Annotated in this window: 20 protein-coding genes; 14 read left to right on the top strand and 6 right to left on the bottom strand. The window is 71.3% G+C overall.

Going from position 1 to position 20,450, the window contains the following annotated elements; genetic code table 11:
- The first annotated feature begins 39 nt into the window (after positions 1 to 39).
- The 7 genes from L0984_RS16415 to L0984_RS16385 all read left to right on the top strand — a co-directional run bounded on the left by L0984_RS16415 (position 40) and on the right by L0984_RS16385 (position 6,665).
- Positions 40 to 1,035 (top strand): Bug family tripartite tricarboxylate transporter substrate binding protein, encoded by a 996-nt coding sequence (locus tag L0984_RS16415; RefSeq protein WP_370646028.1) that lies wholly within the window; start codon positions 40 to 42, stop codon positions 1,033 to 1,035.
- Positions 993 to 1,439, top strand: coding sequence for a RidA family protein (locus L0984_RS16410; protein ID WP_234194714.1), 447 nt, complete (start codon positions 993 to 995; stop codon positions 1,437 to 1,439). Before L0984_RS16415 ends, L0984_RS16410 begins: the two co-directional genes overlap by 43 nt.
- Positions 1,440 to 1,456: 17 nt before the next feature.
- Entirely contained in the window at positions 1,457 to 2,359 is a 903-nt protein-coding gene (locus L0984_RS16405; RefSeq protein ID WP_234194713.1) for an amidohydrolase family protein, read from the top strand.
- The gene (locus L0984_RS16400) at positions 2,356 to 3,231 is read left to right on the top strand and encodes a fumarylacetoacetate hydrolase family protein (protein ID WP_234194712.1); all 876 of its coding nucleotides are present in this window, start codon (positions 2,356 to 2,358) and stop codon (positions 3,229 to 3,231) included. Before L0984_RS16405 ends, L0984_RS16400 begins: the two co-directional genes overlap by 4 nt.
- Entirely contained in the window at positions 3,228 to 4,046 is an 819-nt protein-coding gene (gene hpaH, locus L0984_RS16395; protein ID WP_234194710.1) for a 2-oxo-hept-4-ene-1,7-dioate hydratase, read from the top strand. The genes L0984_RS16400 and hpaH overlap by 4 nt, the downstream gene beginning before the upstream one ends.
- Before the next feature lie 8 nt (positions 4,047 to 4,054).
- Positions 4,055 to 4,870, top strand: coding sequence for an aldolase/citrate lyase family protein (locus tag L0984_RS16390; RefSeq protein ID WP_234194709.1), 816 nt, complete (start codon positions 4,055 to 4,057; stop codon positions 4,868 to 4,870).
- Positions 4,871 to 5,120: 250 nt separating this feature from the next.
- Entirely contained in the window at positions 5,121 to 6,665 is a 1,545-nt protein-coding gene (locus L0984_RS16385) for an ABC transporter permease/substrate-binding protein (protein ID WP_370646027.1), read from the top strand.
- 185 nt (positions 6,666 to 6,850) lie between these two features.
- Here the strand turns inward: L0984_RS16385 and L0984_RS16380 are convergent, their stop codons facing one another.
- Positions 6,851 to 7,441: an NADPH-dependent FMN reductase gene (locus L0984_RS16380; RefSeq protein ID WP_234194707.1), complete on the bottom strand. Its 591-nt coding sequence runs from the start codon at positions 7,439 to 7,441 to the stop codon at positions 6,851 to 6,853.
- 78 nt (positions 7,442 to 7,519) lie between these two features.
- Complete coding sequence (locus L0984_RS16375; RefSeq protein WP_234194705.1) at positions 7,520 to 8,428, bottom strand: LysR family transcriptional regulator; 909 nt, start codon at positions 8,426 to 8,428, stop codon at positions 7,520 to 7,522.
- Between the two features lie 303 nt (positions 8,429 to 8,731).
- Between L0984_RS16375 and L0984_RS16370 the strand changes: the two genes are divergently transcribed.
- From L0984_RS16370 to L0984_RS16345, 6 genes are read left to right on the top strand one after another with little or no spacing between them, the layout of a single operon-like run.
- The gene (locus tag L0984_RS16370; RefSeq protein ID WP_234194703.1) at positions 8,732 to 9,385 is read left to right on the top strand and encodes a hydrolase; all 654 of its coding nucleotides are present in this window, start codon (positions 8,732 to 8,734) and stop codon (positions 9,383 to 9,385) included.
- 16 nt (positions 9,386 to 9,401) lie between these two features.
- Complete coding sequence (locus L0984_RS16365; protein WP_234194701.1) at positions 9,402 to 9,674, top strand: XapX domain-containing protein; 273 nt, start codon at positions 9,402 to 9,404, stop codon at positions 9,672 to 9,674.
- Between the two features lie 49 nt (positions 9,675 to 9,723).
- A complete protein-coding gene (locus L0984_RS16360; RefSeq protein WP_234194700.1) occupies positions 9,724 to 11,616 on the top strand; it encodes an amidohydrolase in 1,893 nt (630 codons plus the stop codon).
- On the top strand, positions 11,616 to 12,011 hold the full coding sequence (locus tag L0984_RS16355; protein ID WP_234194698.1) for a DoxX family protein: 396 nt from the start codon (positions 11,616 to 11,618) through the stop codon (positions 12,009 to 12,011). Before L0984_RS16360 ends, L0984_RS16355 begins: the two co-directional genes overlap by 1 nt.
- Positions 12,004 to 13,587, top strand: a complete 1,584-nt coding sequence (locus L0984_RS16350) for an MFS transporter (protein WP_234194697.1) — start codon at positions 12,004 to 12,006, stop codon at positions 13,585 to 13,587. The genes L0984_RS16355 and L0984_RS16350 overlap by 8 nt, the downstream gene beginning before the upstream one ends.
- 59 nt (positions 13,588 to 13,646) lie before the next feature.
- Positions 13,647 to 14,471, top strand: coding sequence for an alpha/beta fold hydrolase (locus L0984_RS16345; protein WP_234194695.1), 825 nt, complete (start codon positions 13,647 to 13,649; stop codon positions 14,469 to 14,471).
- A gap of 33 nt (positions 14,472 to 14,504) precedes the next feature.
- Here L0984_RS16345 and L0984_RS16340 read toward each other — a convergent pair whose 3' ends face one another.
- Entirely contained in the window at positions 14,505 to 15,410 is a 906-nt protein-coding gene (locus tag L0984_RS16340) for a helix-turn-helix domain-containing protein (protein ID WP_234194694.1), read from the bottom strand.
- A 23-nt stretch (positions 15,411 to 15,433) separates the two neighbouring features.
- Positions 15,434 to 16,117, bottom strand: coding sequence for a TetR family transcriptional regulator (locus L0984_RS16335; protein WP_234194692.1), 684 nt, complete (start codon positions 16,115 to 16,117; stop codon positions 15,434 to 15,436).
- Positions 16,118 to 16,212: 95 nt separating this feature from the next.
- Between L0984_RS16335 and L0984_RS16330 the strand changes: the two genes are divergently transcribed.
- The gene (locus L0984_RS16330; protein ID WP_234194691.1) at positions 16,213 to 17,382 is read left to right on the top strand and encodes an MFS transporter; all 1,170 of its coding nucleotides are present in this window, start codon (positions 16,213 to 16,215) and stop codon (positions 17,380 to 17,382) included.
- Between the two features lie 258 nt (positions 17,383 to 17,640).
- Here the strand turns inward: L0984_RS16330 and L0984_RS16325 are convergent, their stop codons facing one another.
- Complete coding sequence (locus L0984_RS16325) at positions 17,641 to 19,077, bottom strand: aldehyde dehydrogenase family protein (protein WP_234194690.1); 1,437 nt, start codon at positions 19,075 to 19,077, stop codon at positions 17,641 to 17,643.
- Between the two features lie 31 nt (positions 19,078 to 19,108).
- Positions 19,109 to 20,446 (bottom strand): enolase C-terminal domain-like protein, encoded by a 1,338-nt coding sequence (locus L0984_RS16320; protein WP_234194687.1) that lies wholly within the window; start codon positions 20,444 to 20,446, stop codon positions 19,109 to 19,111.
- Positions 20,447 to 20,450: the final 4 nt, after the last annotated feature.

Below are 20,450 nucleotides of genomic sequence, written 5' to 3'. Positions count from 1 at the left end.
ATTGCGAACGCTGCCCGAGCAGCCCAACGGAGACACACCATGCATCGATCCAAGGCCCTGTGCCTGGCCGCGGCCACGGCCGCCGGCGCCCTTCTTTCCCTCGCCCCCATGGCGGCCCAGGCGCAAGGCGCGGGCAACTGGCCCGACAAGCCCGTGCGCCTGGTGCTGCCCTACCCGCCCGGCGGCAACGTGGACGGGGCCGCGCGCATCATCAGCGACCAGTTGCAGGCCCAGTTCAAGCAGCCCTTCCTGGTGGACAACAAGCCCGGCGCGGGCGGGCTGATCGCCGGCGAGTACGTCGCCAAGGCGGCGCCCGATGGCTACACCTTCTTCATGACGGCCAACGGGCCGCTGCTGTTCTCGCCCACCATCTTCAAGCGCGACGCCTACGAATGGCGGCGCGACTTCGTACCGGTGAGCTCGGTCTCGTTCACGCCGCTGGTGCTGCAGGTCAGCCCCTCGACGCCGTACAAGACCATCGGCGAGCTGATCGATGCCGGCAAGAAGCCCGGCAACAAGCTCACCATGGCCTCGCCGGGCGCCGGCACGCAGAACCACCTCGTCAGCGAATACCTGCAGCGCGAAAGCGGCGCCCATTGGGTCACCGTGCACTACAAGGGCAACGCCCCCGCCACCACCGACCTGCTGGGCGGCCAAGTGGATTTCAACTTCGACCAGGTGTCGGTGGCCCAGCCCTTCATCCAGCAGGGCCGCACGCGGCCGCTGGCCGTCACCTCGCCGCAGCGCCTGCCGCAGCTGCCCGACGTGCCCACGCTGCAGGAGTCCGGCTTCAAGGACTTCAGCACCGAGACCTTCACCGGCCTGATGGCGCCCAAGGGCACGCCCGACGCCATCGTGCAGAAGCTCTCGCAGGCGCTGCAGAAGATCCTGGCCGACAAGGCCGTGCAGGAGCGCTTCAACGTGCTGGGCTCGCAGGCCCGCGCGATGACACCCGCCGAATTCACCCAGTTCCTCGACAAGGAAGACAAGCGATGGATCCCCATCATCAAGCAGGCCAACATCACGGCCCAGTGAGCCTGGGGCGCGCCGCGCCCGCCGGCCGCACCGCCGTCTACGTGGGCGGCTTCAGCCACAAGAACCCGATTCCCGCCGCCTGCCGCATCGGCCCGCTGGTCGAAAGCGGCAGCGTGCTGGGCACCGACCCGGCCACCGGCCAGGTCGCCGAAGGCATCGAGGCCCAGTGCCGCCACATGCTGGACAACCTGCGCCGCATCGTCGAGGCCGCCGGCGGCAGCACGGCCGACGTGGTCAAGGTCACGGTGTGGATGAAGGACCGCAGCCAGCGGCCCGCCCTCAACGTGCCCTGGCTGGAGATGTTCCCCGACGCCGCCACGCGCCCTGCGCGCCATGCCATCCACGCACCCGAACTCGACATGGGCAAGCTCATCGAGTGCGTCTTCACCGCCTACATCGCCTGATCCGCCCGACTGCCCCCATGCCCGACTACCTGCCCTTCGACCCCCATCCGCGCGCGCCGGCCAAGCCGCTGCCGCCGCTGGCCTGCGACAGCCAGTTCCACGTCTTCGGCCCGCCCGAGCGCTACCCCGTGCGCCCCGGCGCCGCCTACGAGATGCCCACCGCCACCTGGCAGGTGGCCCAGCGCCTGCATGCCACGCTGGGCATCCAGCGCGGCGTGATCGTGCAGGCCACCACCTACGGCGCCGACCACCAGGTGGTGCTCGATGCGCTGGCCGGCCTCAACGGCGACGGCCCGCGCCGCTACATGGGCTGCGCCAATGCGGCCGTGCTGATCGAGCGCGACGACGCCTACCTGCAGCAGCTGCACGACGCCGGCGTGCGCGGCGCCCGCTTCACCCGCGGCGGCCTGGGCATCAGTTTCGGCCCCGCCGAGATGGACCGCGCCCTGGGCCGCGTTCGCGAGCTGGGTTGGTACGTGAAGGTGCAGCCCGAGCCCAAGGGCGTGGCCGAGCAGATGAAGGCCTTCGCCCATCTGGACGTGCCGGTGCTGGTGGACCACATGGGCCGCGCCGACCCGGCTGCCGGCGAGTCCGATGCCAGCCTGCGCTGCCTGCTGGAGCTGTTCCAGCGCGGCAACTTCTGGGTGATGCTGTCGCTCTCCGAAAAGCTCTCGCACAGCGGCGAGCCGTGGGACGACGTGGTGCCGCTGGCGCGCCGCCTGATCGACGCCGCGCCGGATCGCTGCGTGTGGGGCAGCGACTGGCCGCATCCCATCTCGCTCAAGCAGCCCCCCAACGAGGGCGCCCTGCTCGACCTGCTGACCCGCTTCGTGCCCGACGAGGCCATGCTGCGCCGCATCCTGGTGGACAACGCCGCCGCCTTCTTCGGCTTCGACGCCCACGCGGAGGTGGCCGCATGAAGCTGCTGAGCTTTACCCACCAGGGCCGCGCCGGCTGGGGCGCCCTCGATGCATCCGGCCACGGCGTGATCGACCTGGGCCGCCGCCTGCCCACCCTTGCTGGCGTGCGCGAACTGCTGGCCGGCGGCGAGGCCGCCATGGCCCAGGCCCGCGAGGCCTGGGCCGGCGCCAATGCCGACCATGCGCTGGCCGACGTGCAACTCGATCTGCCGGTACGCGAACCGCGCCGCATCTTCTGCATCGGCGTCAACTACGCGCACCGCAATGCCGAGTACAAGGACGGCAGCGACCTGCCGCGCTATCCGAGCATCTTCATGCGCGTGCCCGACTCCTTCTGCGGCCACGGCGAGGCGCTGCTGCAGCCGGCCGAGTCGCAGCAGCTGGACTACGAAGGCGAGATCGGCATCGTGATCGGCCAGGGCGGACGGCGCATCGCGCGCGAGTCTGCGCTGGACCACATCGCCGGCCTCACCTGCATCAACGAAGGCACCCTCCGCGACTGGGTGCACCATGCCAAGTTCAACGTCACGCAGGGCAAGAACTGGTTCCGCTCGGGTTCCATCGGTCCCTGGCTGGTCACGGCCGACGAGTACCCGGCCGGCTTCGGCAACCTGCGCGTGCAGACCCGTGTGAACGGCGAAGCGCGGCAGGACGACACGACCGAGCACCTGATGTTCGACTTCGCCTACCTGGTGCACTACCTGTCCACCTTCACGCCGCTGCTGCCCGGCGACGTGATCGCCACCGGCACGCCCATCGGCGCCGGCATCCGCTTCGACCCGCCGCGCTTCCTGCAGCCGGGCGACGTGGTGGAGGTCGAGGTCACCGGCGTCGGCGTGTTGCGCAACGTGGTGGAAGCCGAGCCGCGATGAGCACCACCCTCAGCCCCGAGGCCTGCCGCGAGGCCGCCGCACGCCTGGAGGAAGCCGAGCGCAGCCGCGTGCCCTGCGGCCAGCTGTCGCTGGCCCATCCCGGCATGACCACGGACGACGCCTATGCCATCCAGGCCGCGTGGATGGCGCTCAAGCAGCAAGCCGGCCGCACGGTCAAGGGTCACAAGATCGGCCTGACCTCCAAGGCCATGCAGCGGGCCGTACGCATCGACGAGCCCGACTTCGGCGTGCTGCTGGACGACATGTTCTACCGTGATGGCGCCACCATCCCGGCCGGGCGCTTTCTGCAGCTCAAGGTCGAGGCCGAGCTGGCCTTCATCCTCGCCAAGCCGCTGACCGGGCCCGACTGCACGCTCTTCGACGTGCTGGACGCCACCGCCTACGTGGTGCCGGCGCTGGAGATCCTGGACGCGCGCATCCAGCGCGTGGACCCGGCCACCGGCCGCACCCGCACCGTGCTGGACACCATCGCCGACAACGCGGCCAATGCCGCCATCGTGCTGGGCGGGCGGCCCTTCCGGCCCGACGCCCTGAACATCGACATGCGCCGCATCGGCGCCATCGTCAGCCGCAACGGCGAGGTGGAAGAGACCGGCCTGGCTGCCGGCGTGCTCAACCATCCGGGCCATGGCATCGCGTGGCTGGCCAACCGGCTGCACCGGCACGGCGTGACGCTGGCGGCGGGCGAGGTCGTGCTGGCCGGCTCCTTCATCCGCCCCATCGACGTGGCGCAGGGCGACACCATCGTGGCCGACTACGGCGACTTCGGCAGCGTGGCCTGCCACTTCGGCTGAGGATGGCGATGGCGCTGCTTCCCAACCCTTTCAAGAAGGCCCTGGCCGAGGGCCGGCCGCAGATCGGCGTCTGGTCCACCCTGCCTTCGCCCTACGTGAGCGAGCTGGTGGCCGGCGCCGGCTTCGATTGGATGCTGCTGGACACCGAGCACACGCCCAGCGACGTGCCGCTGATGCTGCAGCAGTTGCAGGCCGTGACGGCGGCCCAGCCGGCTGCCGGCTGCGCGCCCTGCGCGCCGGTGGTGCGCCCCGCGTGGAACGACCCGGTGCTCATCAAGCGCTACCTGGACGTGGGCGCGCAGAGCCTGCTGCTGCCCTTCGTCCAGAACGCCGAAGAAGCCCGCGCCGCCGTGGCCGCCACGCGCTATGCGCCGGCCGGCCTGCGCGGCATGGGCGGCTCCATGCGCGCGAGCAACTTCGGCCGCACCACCGACTACGTGGCCCGCGCGCACGAGGAACTGTGCGTGCTGGTGCAGGTGGAAACGCGCGAGGCGCTGGACCAGATCGAGGCCATCGCCGCGGTCGAGGGCGTGGACGGCATCTTCATCGGCCCGGCCGACCTCTCGGCCAGCATGGGCCACGCCGGCAACCCGCGCCACCCGGAGGTGGATGCCGCCATCGACGACGCCATCCGCCGCATCCGCGCGGCGGGCAAGGCGCCCGGCATCCTGATGGTGGACGAGTCGCGGGCGCGGCAATGCCTGGAACTGGGCGCACTCTTCGTGGCGACGGCGCTGGACCTGGTGGCCCTGCGCGGCGCGCTGGATGCGAGCGCGGCGCGGTGGCGGCAGGCGGGTGCGGCGCCTGTTCGCACGGCGTACTGACAGGTCTCGGTCCAGGCCACGCGTCATGCTGAGCCCCGCTCCCCTCGCGGGAGAGGGGTTGGGGAGAGGGGGGCAGCGCGCGCGCGCAGGCAACCCTGGGCATCTCAACCGCTGCAGCCCCCTCTCCCCAGCCCTCTCCCGCAAGGGGAGAGGGGGCCATACCCGAAGAGCGGCAAGGCGACGGCCGCTGACGTCCCGGGCGGCGGCGCGGCCACTGCCACCCTCCGCGCGACCCGGCCATACTGGCCTGATGACCACCGCCCCTCGCTCTTCACGCTTGCGCCTCTGGCTGGCCTTCCTGCTGCTGCCACTGCTCGCCATGCAGGCCGCCTGGGCGCAGCAACGCGAGGCGGGCGAGCTGCGCATCGGCTCCAAGCGCTTCACCGAGTCGTACATCCTGGCCGAGGTGCTCGCCCAGACGGCCGCGCCCCATCTGCAGCGCCCGCCCACCGTGCGCCAGGGCCTGGGCAACACGGCCATCGTCTACGAGGCGCTGCGCTCGGGCGGCATCGACCTCTATGCCGAATACACCGGCACCATCGCGCTGGAGATCCTCAAGAGCGCCAAGCCGCTCGCGCCCGACGCGATGCGCGCCGCGCTGCAGCCGCTGGGCCTGGGCATGGCCGTGCCGCTGGGCTTCAACGACGGCTATGCGCTGGCCATGCGCGCCACCGAGGCCAAGCGCCTGGGCATCCGCACGCTGGGCGATCTGGCGAAGCACCCCGAACTGCGCCTGGGCCTGACCAACGAATTCATCGGCCGCGCCGACGGCTGGCGCGGCGTGGCGGCGCGCTATGGCCTGCCGCAGCGGCCCACCGGGCTGGACCATGGCCTGGCCTACGACGCCATCGGCGCCGGCCAGGTGGATGCGATCGACATCTACACCACCGACGCCAAGATCGAGCACCTGGGCCTCACGGTGCTGGAGGACGACCGCCACTACTTCCCGCGCTACGACGCGGTGCTGCTCTACCGCCTGGACCTGCCCGAGCGCCTGCCCGCGGCCTGGGCCGCGCTGCAGAAGCTGGAAGGCCGCATCGACGAGGCCGCCATGATCCACATGAACGCCCGGGCCGAACTGCAGGGCGTGGGCTTCGCGGACATCGCACGCGACTTCCTCGCGGGCGGCGCTGACCAGGACGCGCAGGCCGCGCGCGGCTTCGTCGCCAAGCTCTTCGGGCCCGACCTGGGCCGCCTCGCGCGCCAGCACCTGATGCTGGTGGCCGTGTCGGTGGGCCTGGCGGTGCTGATCGGCGTGCCGCTGGCGATGGCGGTGTTCGCCCATGTGCGGCTGCGGGCGCTGGTGCTGGGCCTGACCGGGCTGCTGCAGACCGTGCCCTCGCTGGCGCTGCTGGCCATCCTGATCTCGCTGCTGGGCGCCATCGGCACGCTGCCGGCGCTGGTGGCCCTCACGCTCTATGCGCTGCTGCCGATCATGCGCAACGCCGTCACCGGCCTGGCCGAGGTGCCCGCGGGCCTCACCCAGGCCGGCACCGCCCTGGGCATGACCGGGGCGCAGAACCTGCGGCTGGTGCAACTGCCGCTGGCCCTGCCCACGCTGATCGCCGGCGTGCGCACCGCCACCACCATCGCCGTGGGCACGGCCACCATCGCGGCCTTCATCGGCGCGGGCGGCTTCGGCGAGCGCATCGTCACCGGCCTCGCACTCAACGACCGTGCACTACTGATGGCCGGCGCCCTGCCGGCGGCGGCGCTGGCGCTGGTGTCGGAGCTGCTGTTCGAGGGACTGGAAGCGCTGCTGCGGCGCGGCCGTTCCTCGACCCGTGTGGGCTAAGGCCGCACAGCGCTTCGTGTCGATGCAAGCCGGCAGCTCAGGCTGATGCAACCCGCCTTCAAGCGGATGCCACCCGGCACTTCAGCCTGATGCACCCCGACCGTTCGGGCTGAGCCTGTCGAAGCCGGGGCGAACCCCGATCGCCTGGCAACAGCCCTGCGCCAACGAGACGATCACGGCTCGCCTCAATACGGCGGCGCCTGCGTCGCCCGCTGCACCCGCGCCGCATTCGTCCACCAGGCCAGGTCGTCCGCCCAGCGCGGAAAGGCCTTGGCCAGCGACTTGCCGGCATCGCCCGTGGGCTCGCCCGCCTCGTCCAGCGTCTGCGAGATGGGGCCCACCGCCAGCGTGCTGGAGATCACCACCATGCCCATCTCCGACAGGATCGAATGCCAGGCCGTGCCCGAGCGCACGCCAGAGAAGCGGCCGGCCGAATAGCTGGCGATGGCCGCCGGCCGCCAGAACCATTCCTCCAGGAAGTGGTCGGTGAGGTTCTTCAGCCCCGGCTGCACGCCCCAGTTGTATTCGCCGGTGACGAAGACGAAGGCATCGGCGTCGCGGATCTTGCCGGCCAGCGCCTCCATGGCCGCGGGCGCCTGGCCCTTGGGATATTCCTTGTACATGCGGTCCAGCATCGGCAGGCCCACGGCCTGTGCATCGATGAGCTCGGGCTCCGCCCCTCGGGCCTTGAGCTGGGCCACGATGTAGTCCGCCAGGCGGATGCCCATGCGGTCGGCACGGTAGGAACCGTAGAGGACGAGGATCTTGTCGGGCATGCGTACGCCTTGTTCCGGTGTGGGGCCCCGATCATCCGTGATCGGAGTGGCCCCGAAGCGCCAAGGGGCCGGGTCGGATCACACACTGCGCGGCAGCAGCGCCGGTACGAGCGGGCGTCGCAGCCGCTCGCGCCACCACTGCAGGGCGCGGCCCTCGGCGCCGGTCTTCCACGCCAGGTAGAAGACCTCGGGCGGCCGGGCCTCCTCGATCTCCAGCGCCACCAGGCTGCCGCGTGCCAGGTCGGCCTCCACGCAGGCCCGCGGCAGGAAGCCGTGGCCCAGGCCGCTGCGCTGGCAGGCGATCTTGGCCGTCATGGAGGGCACGGTGATGCGCGGCTGCCCCGCCATCAGGCCCACCGTTCGGTCCGACAGCGAGCGGGCGGTGTCGCCCACCACGACGGCGTTGTGCGCCACCAGGTCGGCCCGGCGCAGCGGCGGCCTGGCACGCGCCAGCGGATGCTGCGGCGCCACGCAGAAGACGAAGTCCAGCGCCCCCACCGGATGCACCTGGTAGCCCCCGCCGGCCGGCCCCTCGCCCGCGGCGATGACGAGGTCGGCCCGGCCATCGCGCAAGGCTTCCCAGCTGCCCGACAGGGCCTCGCAGCCCAGCCGCAGGCGGGTGCCGCAGCGCAGGGCCTCGAAGTCGCGCAGGTCGTCGATCAGCGCCTCGGTCGGGATCAGCGAGTCGTGCACCAGCCGCAGCTCGGATTCATAGCCCGTGGCCACCTGCCGCATGCGCGATTCCAGCGTGGCCGCCGCGCCGAGCAGCCAGCGGCCCTCGTCCAGCATCTCGCGGCCTGCGGCACTGAGTTCGACGCGCGGGCCCTGCCGTTCGAAGAGGCGCAGGCCCAGCTGCTCCTCCAGCCGGGCCACGGCATAGGAGACGGTGGACGGCACCCGGTTCAGCCGCGTGGCGGCGGCGGCGAAGGAGCCATGGCGGTCGATGGCGTCGACCAGTTCGATGGCCTCGAGGGTGAGCTTGAGCATGGCGATCCTTGGGTAGGGCAGATCATCGAAAACTTCGATGCTGGCGAACGGAAAAACTCGCCAACAGGCCCGGACGGGCCGCCGATGATTCCTTCAACGCCTCGGTTTCACAAGCACGGCGGCCAGGCGTGGACCGGCGATCCATCGATGAAGGATTTCGATGGCGCCCACCGCGTCCTCGGTCGGCCTGGCGCGCATCCGCGCCCGGCAAACGTGCAAAACGCCAGACCAATCGACAAGACAAGTGCCGTTGCGCCGCCGAGCATCCGGCCCGATTCCTCAGCTCAAGAACAGGAGTTCACCATGCCCCTCCAAGCCACCGCCACCCCTGGCCCCACCCTGCTCAACCCGCAGGACCACACGCTGATCCTGATCGACTTCCAGTCGCAGATGGCCTTCGCCACGCATTCCATCGACGCCGCCACGCTGCGCAACCATGCGGCCCTGGTGTCGCGCGCGGCGGCGGGCTTCGGCGTCTCGACGATCCTGACCACGGTGGCCGAGAAGAGCTTCTCCGGCCCCATGTTCAGCGAAATCACCGAGGCCTTCGCCGGCCAGCCGATGCTGGACCGCACCTCGATGAACACCTGGGAAGACGCGGCCGTGATCGCCCGCGTGAACGCCATCGGCAAGCCCCGCATCGTGCTGGCCGGCCTGTGGACCAGCGTGTGCATCGTCGGCCCCGCGCTGTCGGCCCTGGCGCAGGGCTTCGAGGTCTACGTGATCGCCGATGCCTGCGGCGATGTCTCGGCCGAGGCGCACGAGCGCGCCATGCAGCGCATGGTGCAGGCCGGCGCACGGCCCATGACCGCCGTGCAGTACCTGCTCGAACTCCAGCGCGACTGGGCACGCGGCGAGACCTACGACATGACCACCGGCATCGCCCGGCGCTTCGCCGGTGCCTACGGCCTGGGCATCGACTATGCCCGCGCCATGTTCGGCGCCCACGAAGGCTGAGCCGGGCGCACACACGATGAAGCCCTACCTGCTCTCGCTTGCCGTCGGCGTCCTGGTCGGCGTGATCTATGCCCTGGTGCAGGTGCGCTCGCCCGCACCGCCCGTCATCGCGCTGGTGGGCTTGCTGGGCATCCTGGTGGGCGAGCAGATCCCGCCGCTCATCCGCGGCTGGATCCGCCCCGATGCGGTGTCGACGTCCTGGCTGCAGCACCAGGTCAAGCCGCACGTCTTCGGCAAGCTGCCCCAGTGCGCCAAGGCCGAGCCGCCCCAGCCCCACGACCCGGCCTGACCGGCGGCACCCCACCGCTCCCGCCCAGCGCCACTTCACGGAAGACCCCATGGCCGACGACACCCTGCCTCCCGACCTCATCCTTCACAACGGCCGCTTCACGACGCTGGACCGCGCCAATCCCGTGGCCGACGCGGTCGCCATCCGCGACGGCCGCTTCCTGCGCGTGGGCCGGCGCGAGGACGTGCTGCCGCTGGCCGGCCCCACCACCCGCGTGGTCGACCTGCAGGGCCGCGCCGTGCTGCCGGGCCTGATCGACAACCACCTGCACATCATCCGCGGCGGCCTGAACTTCAACCTGGAGTTGCGCTGGGACGGCGTGCGCAGCCTGGCCGACGCCATGGCCATGCTGCGCCAGCAGGTGGCCATCACGCCGGCACCGCAGTGGGTGCGCGTGGTCGGCGGCTTCACCGAGCACCAGTTCGACGAGAAGCGCCTGCCCACCATCGACGAGCTCAATGCCGCCGCGCCCGACACGCCGGTCTTCATCCTGCATCTGTACGACCGCGCCCTGCTCAACGGCGCCGCGCTGCGGGCCGTGGGCTACGGCAAGGACACGCCCGCGCCGCCCGGCGGCGAGATCGTGCGCGACGCCGCCGGCAACCCCACCGGCCTGCTGCTGGCCAAGCCCAATGCGGCCATCCTCTACGCCACGCTGGCCAAGGGGCCGAAGCTGCCGCCCGAGTACCAGCTCAACTCCACGCGGCACTTCATGCGCGAGCTCAACCGGCTGGGCGTGACCGGCGCCATCGACGCGGGCGGCGGCTTCCAGAACTACCCGGAGGACTACCAGGTCATCCAGCAGCTGGCGGATGCCGGCCAGCTCACGATACGCCTGGCCTACAACCTCTTCACGCAGAAGCCCAAGCAGGAGAAGCAGGACTTCCTGAACTGGACGGCCACCTCGACCTACAAGCAGGGCGACGACTACTTCCGCCACAACGGCGCCGGCGAGATGCTGGTGTTTTCGGCCGCCGACTTCGAGGACTTCCGCCAGCCGCGGCCCGACATGGGCCCCGAGATGGAAGGCGAGCTGGAAGAAGTGGTGCGCGTGCTGGCCCAGAACCGCTGGCCCTGGCGCCTGCATGCCACCTACGACGAGACCATCGCCCGCGCGCTGGACGTGTTCGAGAAGGTGGACCGTGACACGCCGCTGGCCGGCCTCAACTGGTTCTTCGACCATGCCGAGACGATCTCGGAGCGCTCCATCGACCGCATCGCGGCGCTGGGCGGCGGCGTGGCCGTGCAGCACCGCATGGCCTACCAGGGCGAATACTTCGTCGAGCGCTACGGCGCCGCCGCGGCCGAGGCCACACCGCCGGTCAAGCGCATGCTGGAGAAGGGCATCCATGTCTCGGCCGGCACCGACGCCACGCGCGTGGCCTCTTACAACCCGTGGGTCTCGCTGTCGTGGCTGATCACTGGCCGCACCGTGGGCGGGCTGCAGATCACGCCGCAGCGCAACCTGCTCGACCGCGAGACCGCCCTGCGCATGTGGACCGAGAAGGTCACCTGGTTCTCGAACGAAGAAGGCCGCAAGGGCCGCATCGAGGCCGGCCAGTTCGCCGACCTGATCGTGCCGGACCGCGACTTCTTCGCCTGCCCCGAGTCCGATATCGCCGGCACCAGCGCGCTGCTCACGGTGGTGGGCGGCAAGGTGGTCTACGGCGCGGGCCCCTTCGCCACGCTGGACGAGGGCGGCCCGCCGCCCGCCATGCCCGACTGGTCGCCGGTGCGCCGCTATGGCGGCTACGGCGCCTGGGGCGCGCAGGAGGGCGCACCGCTGCAGGCCACCCTGCGGCAGGCGGCCGCGTCCTGCGGCTGCGCGAGCGCCTGCAACGTCCATGGCCATGCGCATGCCAGCGCCTGGGGCAGCCGGCTGCCGGTGGGCGACCTCAAGAGCTTCTGGGGCGCACTGGGCTGCGCCTGCTGGGCGGTCTGATGGGCTGGACGCTTTCTCCCTGGGTGCGGCGGCTGTGCCTGCTGCTGCTGTGCGCGGCCTACCTGCAAGGCGGCCTGGTCAAGGCCTTCGACTTCGCGGGTGCCGTGGCCGAGATGCAGCACTTCGGCATCGCGCCGGCCGCGCCGATGGCGCTGGCCGTGATCGTGCTCGAACTCGGCGCCTCGGCCCTGGTCATCAGTGGGCGGCTGCGCTGGCTGGGGGCGCTGGTGCTGGCGGCCTTCACGCTGGGCGCCACCCTGGTCGCGCTGCGCTTCTGGGAAATGCCCCAGCCGCAGCGTTTCATGGCGGCCAATGCCTTCTTCGAGCACCTGGGTCTGGTCGGCGGCTTCCTGCTGGTGGCCTGGCTCGACGGGCGGGAACGGCGGCATGGCTGAGGCGGCCAAGGAAGGCGGCAGCTTCGCGCCCCTGCGCCTGCCGGTGTTCGCCGTGCTGTGGTGCGCCACGGTTCTGGGCAACATCGGCAGCTTCATGCGTGACGTGGCCAGCGGCTGGCTGGTCACCGACCTGTCGCCCAGCCCCACGGCCGTCGCGCTGATCCAGACCGCGGCGACGCTGCCGGTCTTCCTGCTGGCCATCCCGGCCGGGGTGCTGTCGGACATCCTGGACCGCCGGCGCTTCCTCATCGCCGTGCAGCTGCTGCTGGCGGGCGTGAGCGCGGCGCTGCTGCTGCTCTCCCGCAGCGGCGCGCTGACGGTGGAACTGCTGATCGTGCTGACCTTCGTGGGCGGCGTGGGCGCCGCGCTGATGGGGCCGACCTGGCAGTCCATCGTGCCCGAACTGGTACCGCGCGCGCAGCTCAAGAACGCGGTGGCGCTCAACTCGCTGGGCGTGAACATCGCCCGCGCCGTCGGTCCGGCCGTCGGCGGCCTGCTCCTGGCCAGCTTCGGCGCGGCCATGACCTACGGCGCGGACGTGCTGAGCTATGTCTTCGTCATCGCTGCGCTGCTGTGGTGGCGCCGGCCGGCGCCCGCGGCGGACGAGGGCCTGTCCGAGAACTTCCTCGGCGCCTTCCGCGCCGGCCTGCGCTACGCGCGCGCCAGCCGCGAGCTGCACGTGGTACTGGTGCGCGCGGCGGTGTTCTTCCTCTTCGCGAGCGCGGCCTGGGCGCTGCTGCCGCTGGTCGCGCGGCAGATGCTGCAGGGCACGGCCGGCTTCTACGGCGTGCTCATGGGCGCCGTCGGCGCGGGCGCCATCGTCGGCGCACTCGTCATGCCCAGGCTGCGCGGGCGACTGGATGCGGACGGCCTGGTGCTGCTGGCCTCGGTGCTGACGGCGGGCGTGCTGGGTGCGCTGGTGCTGGCCCCGCCGCAGTGGCTGGCCGTGCTGTTGCTGCTGGTGCTCGGCATGGGCTGGATCACCGCCCTGACCACGCTCAACGGCGTGGCCCAGGCCGTGCTGCCCAACTGGGTCCGCGGCCGCGGCCTCGCCGTCTACCTGACGGTCTTCAACGGTGCCATGGCTGCCGGCAGCCTGGGCTGGGGCCTGGTGGCACAGCAGATCGGCGTGCGCGGCGCGCTCGCCGCCGCGGCGCTGGGCCTGCTGGCGGTGGCGCTCCTGTTCCATCGTGTGCGGCTGCCCACGGGCGACGCGGACCTGCAGGCCTCGCGCCACTGGCCGGAGCCGCTGCTGGCCGAGCCCGTGGCCCATGACCGCGGCCCCGTGATGATCCAGATCGAGTACCGCATCCGCGCCGAAGACCGGCCGGCCTTCCTCGCCGCCGTGCGGCGCCTGGCGCCCGAGCGCCGCCGCGACGGCGCCTATGCCTGGGGCCTGCACGAGCACACGGCCGATCCGCAGCGCATCGTCGAATGGTTCATGGTCGAGTCCTGGGCCGAGCACCTGCGCCAGCACCACCGCGTGTCCCAGGCCGATGCGGACCTCCAGGGCGAGGTGGTCCGCTACCACATCGGCCCGGGCCAGCCCGAGGTCCACCACTTCCTGGCGCTCTGACCTCCTCTGCCCCTTTTCCCTTTCCCCATCCCTGTCTTCCTCAACCCCTGGAGATTTGCATGAGCTTCCTCACCCTGCGCGACGGAACCGACCTCTACTACAAGGACTGGGGCAGCGGCCAGCCCATCCTGTTCAGCCACGGCTGGCCGCTGAGCGCCGACATGTGGGACGCGCAGATGATGTTCTTCGCCGAGCGCGGCTACCGCACCGTCGCCTTCGACCGCCGCGGCTTCGGCCGCTCCGGCCAGCCCTGGACCGGCTACGACTACGACACCTTCGCCGACGACATCTCGGAACTGATCGAAGCCCTGGACCTGAAGGACGTGGTGCTGGTGGGCTTTTCGATGGGCGGCGGCGACGTGACGCGCTACATCGCCCGCCATGGCAGCAGCCGCGTGGCCCGGCTGGCGCTGGTCAGCGCGGTGACGCCACTGTTCGTGAAGACGGCGGACCATCCGGACGGGCCCGAACCCGCCATGTTCGAGGGCCTGCGCGCCGGGCTGATGGCAGACCGGCCGCAGTTCCTGGACGACTTCAGCGCCATCTTCTACGGTACCAACCGGCCGGGGGCCACGCCGGTGTCGCAGGGCATCTTCAAGCAGACGCTGCAGATCGCACTGCAGGCCTCCATCAAGGGCACGCTGGACTGCGTGACCGCGTTCTCGGGGACGGACTTCCGCGCCGACATGGCGAAGATCGACGTGCCCACCCTGGTCATCCATGGCGACGACGACCAGGTCGTGCCCATCGAGGGCACGGGCAAGCTGGCGGCGCAGATGATCAAGGGCGCCACGCTCAAGGTCTACCCCGGTGCGCCCCACGCCACCTGCACCACGCACAAGGACCAGGTCAACGCCGACCTGCTCGCGCTGATCGAGGGCTGAGCGCGCAGCGGCAGCTGGCGGCGGCAGCGGGCCTCAGTGCCCAGCCCCGCGCCGCCAGGCGCCCGGCGGCAGGCCCATGTGCCGGGTGAAGACACGGGTGAAGTGGCTCTGGTCGGCGAAGCCGCAGGCCAGCGCGATGGCGGCCAGCGACAGGTCGGCTCGCGCCAGCAGGGCCTGGGCCCGCGCCACGCGCTGGGCCTGCGCCCATTGGTACGGCGTCTGGCCGGTGGTCTCGCGGAAGGCTTCGATAAAGTAGCTGCGCGACAGGCCGCAGGCGTCGGCCACGGCCTGGGCGCTGTGGGGACCCTCCGCACGCACGGACAGCATCTCCTTGGCCCGCGCCTCCTGCAGGGCCGACAGCCGGCGGCGCGGAGACGTGGCCGGCGGCCGCACATCGCCATAGCGCAGCACCACATGCGCGGCCATGGCGGCCGTGACCTGCTCGACGAACAGGCCGGTGCCGGCGTGCGGCCGGCCGAGCGCCGGAAGCAGGGCCAGCGCCAGGTGGTGCAGCACGGCGTCGTGCGCACCGGTCGGCGGGGCCGACAGCAGCGCCCCGAGGCTCACCGGCTGCTCGGTGGCCTGCTGGAGCACGGCCTGCGGAAACTCCACCAGCAGGAAGTCGAAGCCGGTCTTCATGTCGGCGCGGTAGCGCTCGCCGAAGTCGCGCAGGTAGATCGCGCCGCAGGCGAAGTCGTGCGTACTCGCATGGCGCCCATGCAGGATGCGGCGCCGGTGCCCCGGCGCGAGCGAGATGCCCAGCAGCAGGCCCCGGTCGGAGGGCGCCGTCTCCACCGGCCCGATCTGGGACTTCGCCACCGCCTTGCGATAGACGCGGACGCTGCCGGCCTCGACCTCCTCGTCATGCACCAGCGTGCTGGCGGTGCAGCCGAGCGCATCGCGCGGCATGGGCAGTGACAGCGCAGTGGCTGGGTGCATGGGACCTCCGCAGTGGCTCTCGATCATCCGCGCCTTTGCGCAACGCGCCGGCGGCGGGCCGGGGGTGCGGGCTCCGGCGCCGCACCCAGCCCCACAAGATACGCGCAAAACATGTCGGCGAGCGCGTCCGCATAGGCCTCGATCTCGGCCGGCTTGCGGGCCTGGTCGGAGAAGGCCTTGCCCACGCCGCTCAACGTGTCGAGGATCAATGTGCTGGCCCGGCTGCGGACGCCGCTGGAGGTGTCGGGCAATGCGGCCTTCAGGAAGACGCGGAAGGCCTGGGCACTGGTCGTCCGCGCCGAGCCGGCCTCGGGCGCATCGCGGTACAGCGGCGCCGCATCGGCGAGCGCCGTGCGCACCTCGGCCTCCTCGCATTCGGAGCGGATGAAGGCGTGGACCAGCCGCCGCAGCCGGGCCAGCGGTGGCGTGGATTCGTCCTCCAGGAGGCCGCGCATCAGCGTGGTGGTGCGCTGCCACTCGTCGCTCTGCAGCCGGAACAGGATCGCCGCCTTGTTGGGGAAGTACTGATAGAGCGAGCCGACGCTCACGCCGGCCTTCTCTGCCACGCGGGCCGTGGTGAAGCGCTGTGCGCCTTCCTGGGCCAGAACCTGAACAGCCGCTTCGAGCACCGCCGCCACCAGGTTGGCGGAGCGGGCCTGCTGGGGCTCCTTTCTCGAGGAGAGGGGGGCGCTGCGACGGGGGCTCATGGCGAGGGTTGCGAATGCGAATGGAAAACCTGACGAACTCGTCGCATTATCGGCGCATGACTTCCACATCCTCTCCAACAGCTTCTTCTGCGCCGATGCCGCTGCCCTTCTGGTGGCTGGTCGGCGTGCTCTTCGTGGCCTGCCTGTGCGTGGGCATGACACTGCCGACGGTGCCGCTCTTCGTGGCCGGCACGCTGGGCCTGGGCAATGCCTGGGCCGGGCTGGCGGTGGGCATCGCCTTCCTGGCCACCATCCTCAGCCGCGGCTTCGCCGGCACGCTCACCGACCGGCAGGGCACCAAGGTGGCGGTGGTGCGCGGCCTGTTCTGCTACATCGCTGGCGCGCTGGTGTGCCTGGCCGCCGGCCTGCCGGGCTTGCACGCGATCACGGCGTACGCCGTGCTGCTGATCGGGCGCCTGCTCATCGGCGTGGGCGAGAGCCTGGTCGCCGTGGGCACCATCACCTGGTGCATCGGCTTGCTCGGGCCGGCCCGCTCGGGCCAGGTGCTGGCCTGGATCGGGGCGGCCATCTATGGCGCGCTGGCCGTGGGCGGGCCGCTGGGCATCGCGCTGTACGACCGGCTGGGACTGGCGGGCGCGATGGCTGTGGCCATGGCACTGCCGGCGCTGGCGCTGCTCGCCGTGCTGCCGCTGCAAGCCCTTCCCGTGATGGCGGCGGCCCAGCGGCCGTCGCTCTGGCGGGTGGTCGGCCGCATTGCGCCCCAGGGCGCCATCGTGTGCCTGCAGGGCATCGGCTTCGCGGCCATCGGCGCCTTCTTCGCGCTGCACTTCCGGGCCCAGGGCTGGGCGCATGCGGGCCTGGGCCTCACGGCCTTCGGCGCCGGCTTCGTGCTGGTGCGGCTGCTGTTCGGCGGCCTGCCCGACCGCATCGGCGGCCTGCCGGTGGCGGCGGCCTCGCTGGCGGTGGAGACGCTGGGCCAGGCGCTGCTCTGGAGCGCCGCCACGCCCAATGCGGCGCTGGCCGGCGCCTTCATGACGGGCCTGGGCTGCTCGATGGTGTTCCCGGCCATGGGCCGCGACGTGGTGCACCGTGTGGCGCCGCCCCTGCGCGGCACGGCCATGGGCGCCTTCTCGGCCTTCCAGGACCTGGCCTACGGCCTGACCGGGCCGCTGGCGGGGCTGCTGGCCGACCGCGCGGGCTACCGCGGCGTGTTCCTCGTCGGCACCGTGGCGGCGGCGCTGGGACTGGCCATTGCGCTGGGGCTGTGGATCGCCACCCGCCGGCCCGCCGCGACGTCCCATTGAAACGACCGCGGCCGGCAGACGGCGATGAAGCCACCTGCCGGCCGCAAGGCCGAGCGCGTCATGTCAATTTTCCCCAGCGCTCGTGCCACCCACGCCGCATAAAACTGGCGCGACGCCAACGATCAAATGGCCGCGGAGCAGGCCACGCCAGGGCACCCGAGGAACTGGCTTTGCCAGGCCTCCGGGTGCGCCCCCCTCCAAGCCGAAGGCGCCAGAGAGGGGGGAGCCGCGAAGCGGCATGGGGGGGCTTTCTTAATGTCAGGCCAGCGTGTAAGCGGTCTTCACCGTGGTGAAGAACTCCTGCGCATAGCGCCCCTGCTCGCGCGGACCGTAGCTGCTGCCCTTGCGACCGCCGAAGGGCACGTGGTAGTCCACGCCCGCGGTGGGCAGGTTGACCATCACCATCCCGGCCTGGCTGTGACGCTTGAAGTGGGTGGCGTACTTGAGGCTGGTGGTGGCGATGCCGGCCGACAGGCCGAACTCGGTGTCGTTGGCCGTGGCCAGGGCCTCGTCGTAGTCCTTCACGCGGATCACGCTGGCCACCGGGCCGAAGATCTCCTCGCGATTGATACGCATGGTCTTGGCGCTCTCGCTGAACAGCGCCGGCGCCATGTAGAAGCCCTCGGTGCCGCGCGACAGGCGCTCGCCCCCCACGGCCAGCGTGGCGCCTTCGGCCTTGCCGATCTCGACATAGCCGAGGTCCTGCTCCAGCTGCGACTGGCTGGAGACGGGGCCGATGTCGGTGCCCTGCGCCAGCGCGTCGCCCACGTTGATCTTCGCCATGCGGGCCTTCATCGCCTCGATGAAGCGCGGGTAGATGCCCTCGGTCACGATCAGCCGGCTCGACGCCGTGCAGCGCTGGCCGGTGGAATAGAAGGCGCTCTGCACGCACAGCTCGACGGCCTGGTCCAGGTTGGCGTCGTCCAGCACCACCTGCGGGTTCTTGCCGCCCATCTCCAGCTGGACCTTCTTGCCACTCTTGACGCATTCCAGCGCGATGCCGCGGCCCACGCCCACCGAGCCGGTGAAGCTGATCGCATGGATGCCCGGATGCTGCACCAGCGCATTGCCGATGACGCTGCCACGGCCCATCACCAGGTTGAACACGCCGGCCGGGATGCCCGAGCGGTGGATGATCTCGGCCAGCGCCCAGCTGCTGCCCGGCACCAGGTCGGCCGGCTTGAGCACCACGCAGTTGCCGAAGGCCAGGGCCGGTGCGATCTTCCAGGCCGGGATGGCGATGGGGAAGTTCCACGGCGTGATCAGGCCCACGACGCCCACCGGCTCGCGCGTGATCTCCACGCCGATGCCCGGGCGCACCGAAGGCACGGTCTGGCCCGACAGGCGCAGGCATTCGCCCGCGAAGAACTTGAAGATCTGGCCGGCGCGGGTGACCTCGCCGATGCCTTCGGCGCGGGTCTTGCCCTCCTCGCGCGCCAGCAGCGCACCCAGCTCTTCCTTGCGGGCCAGGATCTCGGTGCCGATCTTGTCCAGCGCGTCGCTGCGGGCCTGCACCGAACCGGTGGACCAGGCCGGGAAGGCCGCGGTCGCGGCCGCCACGGCGGCATCGACATGCGAGGCGTCGCCCTGCGTGTACTGGCCGATGACGTCCGCCAGATTGCTGGGGTTGAGGTTGGGGCTGTAGCTGGCACCGGCCAGCCATTCGCCGTTGACGAGGTTGTTGAATTCGCTCATGAGGGGGCTCCTTGTCGGATGACGGGATGGATCAGCGCACCATGGCCGGGCGCTTGTTGTCGAACTTCCAGCCCGGGATCAGGTACTGCATGGCGATGGCGTCGTCGCGCGCGCCCAGGCCGTGCTGCTGGTAGAGGGCGTTGGCCCGCTGCAGCGCGGCGCGGTCCACCGTCACGCCCAGGCCCGGGGTCTTGGGCACCTCGACGAAGCCACCGCGGATCTGCAGCGGATTCTGCGTGAGGAACTGGCCGTCCTGCCAGATCCAGTGCGTGTCGATGGCCGTGACCTTGCCCGGCACGGCCGCCGCCACGTGCGTGAACATGGCCAGCGAGATGTCGAAGTGGTTGTTGGAATGCGAGCCCCAGGTCAGGCCCCAGTCGCGGCAGGTCTGGCCCACGCGCACGCTGCCGGCCATGGTCCAGAAATGCGGGTCGGCCAAAGGAATGTCCACCGACTGCAGCGACAGGGCATGCACCATCTGCCGCCAGTCGGTGGCGATCATGTTGGTGGCCGTGGGCAGGCCGGTGGCGCGGCGGAACTCCGCCATCACCTCGCGGCCGCTGAAGCCGCCTTCTGCGCCGCAGGGGTCTTCGGCATAGGCCAGCACGCCGCGCATGTCGCGCATCAGGCGAATGGCGTCCTTGAGCAGCCAGCCGCCGTTGGGGTCGAGCGTGACGCGCGCTTCGGGGAAGCGCTGGGCGAGCGCGCGGACGGCCTCGATCTCCTGCTCGCCGGCCAGCACGCCGCCCTTGAGCTTGAAGTCGTTGAAGCCGTAGCGCGCATGGGCGGCCTCGGCTTGGCGCACGATGGCCTCGGGCGTCATGGCGGTCATGTGCCGTACCTGGGCCCAGTCGTCGCTGGCGCTCGTGTCCTCGCCCGGCTTCACGTAGGGCAGGGCGGTCTGGTCGGAAGGGCCGACGAAGAAGAGGTAGCCCAGCATCTCCACCCGCTCGCGCTGCTGGCCTTCGCCCAGCAGGGCCGCGACGGGCACGCCCAGGTGCTGGCCCAACAGGTCGAGCAGCGCCGACTCGATCGCCGTGACCGCGTGCACGCCGATGCGCAAGTCGAAGGTCTGCAGGCCGCGCCCGCCCGGGTCGCGGCCGGCCAGCGCCTGCTGCACGCGCTGCAGCAGCTGCAGGTGCGTGCCGATGGACTGGCCGACGAGCTGCGGGCGGCTGTCCTCCAGCGCCTGCCGGATGCCCTCGCCGCCCGGCACCTCGCCCACGCCGGTGCGGCCGGCGCTGTCGTGCACCAGCAGCACGTTGCGGGTGAAGAAGGGCGCGTGGGCACCGCTGAGGTTCATCAGCATGCCGTCGCGGCCGGCGACGGGGATGACTTCGATGTCGGTGATGGTGGGCGTGTGGCTCATGGCG

It is taken from the genome of Pseudacidovorax sp. NFM-22, assembly GCF_021401245.1.
Taxonomy (GTDB): Bacteria; Pseudomonadota; Gammaproteobacteria; order Burkholderiales; family Burkholderiaceae_C; genus Xenophilus.
Note: the sequence above shows the minus strand (reverse complement) of the source record. Positions and strands in the feature narration are given on the sequence as shown.

Bases quoted from the DNA above. Each gene is read 5' to 3' on its own strand.
- L0984_RS16375 (WP_234194705.1), bottom strand. From the start codon at position 8,428: ATGCTCAAGCTCACCCTCGAGGCCATCGAACTGGTCGACGCCATCGAC.
- L0984_RS16340 (WP_234194694.1), bottom strand. From the start codon at position 15,410: ATGCACCCAGCCACTGCGCTGTCACTGCCCATGCCGCGCGATGCGCTC.
- L0984_RS16345 (WP_234194695.1), top strand. From the start codon at position 13,647: ATGAGCTTCCTCACCCTGCGCGACGGAACCGACCTCTACTACAAGGAC.
- hpaH (WP_234194710.1), top strand. From the start codon at position 3,228: ATGAGCACCACCCTCAGCCCCGAGGCCTGCCGCGAGGCCGCCGCACGC.
- L0984_RS16390 (WP_234194709.1), top strand. From the start codon at position 4,055: ATGGCGCTGCTTCCCAACCCTTTCAAGAAGGCCCTGGCCGAGGGCCGG.
- L0984_RS16360 (WP_234194700.1), top strand. From the start codon at position 9,724: ATGGCCGACGACACCCTGCCTCCCGACCTCATCCTTCACAACGGCCGC.
- L0984_RS16400 (WP_234194712.1), top strand. From the start codon at position 2,356: ATGAAGCTGCTGAGCTTTACCCACCAGGGCCGCGCCGGCTGGGGCGCC.
- L0984_RS16385 (WP_370646027.1), top strand. From the start codon at position 5,121: ATGACCACCGCCCCTCGCTCTTCACGCTTGCGCCTCTGGCTGGCCTTC.
- L0984_RS16320 (WP_234194687.1), bottom strand. From the start codon at position 20,446: ATGAGCCACACGCCCACCATCACCGACATCGAAGTCATCCCCGTCGCC.
- L0984_RS16350 (WP_234194697.1), top strand. From the start codon at position 12,004: ATGGCTGAGGCGGCCAAGGAAGGCGGCAGCTTCGCGCCCCTGCGCCTG.
- L0984_RS16325 (WP_234194690.1), bottom strand. From the start codon at position 19,077: ATGAGCGAATTCAACAACCTCGTCAACGGCGAATGGCTGGCCGGTGCC.
- L0984_RS16365 (WP_234194701.1), top strand. From the start codon at position 9,402: ATGAAGCCCTACCTGCTCTCGCTTGCCGTCGGCGTCCTGGTCGGCGTG.
- L0984_RS16335 (WP_234194692.1), bottom strand. From the start codon at position 16,117: ATGAGCCCCCGTCGCAGCGCCCCCCTCTCCTCGAGAAAGGAGCCCCAG.
- L0984_RS16330 (WP_234194691.1), top strand. From the start codon at position 16,213: ATGCCGCTGCCCTTCTGGTGGCTGGTCGGCGTGCTCTTCGTGGCCTGC.
- L0984_RS16355 (WP_234194698.1), top strand. From the start codon at position 11,616: ATGGGCTGGACGCTTTCTCCCTGGGTGCGGCGGCTGTGCCTGCTGCTG.
- L0984_RS16410 (WP_234194714.1), top strand. From the start codon at position 993: ATGGATCCCCATCATCAAGCAGGCCAACATCACGGCCCAGTGAGCCTG.
- L0984_RS16380 (WP_234194707.1), bottom strand. From the start codon at position 7,441: ATGCCCGACAAGATCCTCGTCCTCTACGGTTCCTACCGTGCCGACCGC.
- L0984_RS16405 (WP_234194713.1), top strand. From the start codon at position 1,457: ATGCCCGACTACCTGCCCTTCGACCCCCATCCGCGCGCGCCGGCCAAG.
- L0984_RS16415 (WP_370646028.1), top strand. From the start codon at position 40: ATGCATCGATCCAAGGCCCTGTGCCTGGCCGCGGCCACGGCCGCCGGC.
- L0984_RS16370 (WP_234194703.1), top strand. From the start codon at position 8,732: ATGCCCCTCCAAGCCACCGCCACCCCTGGCCCCACCCTGCTCAACCCG.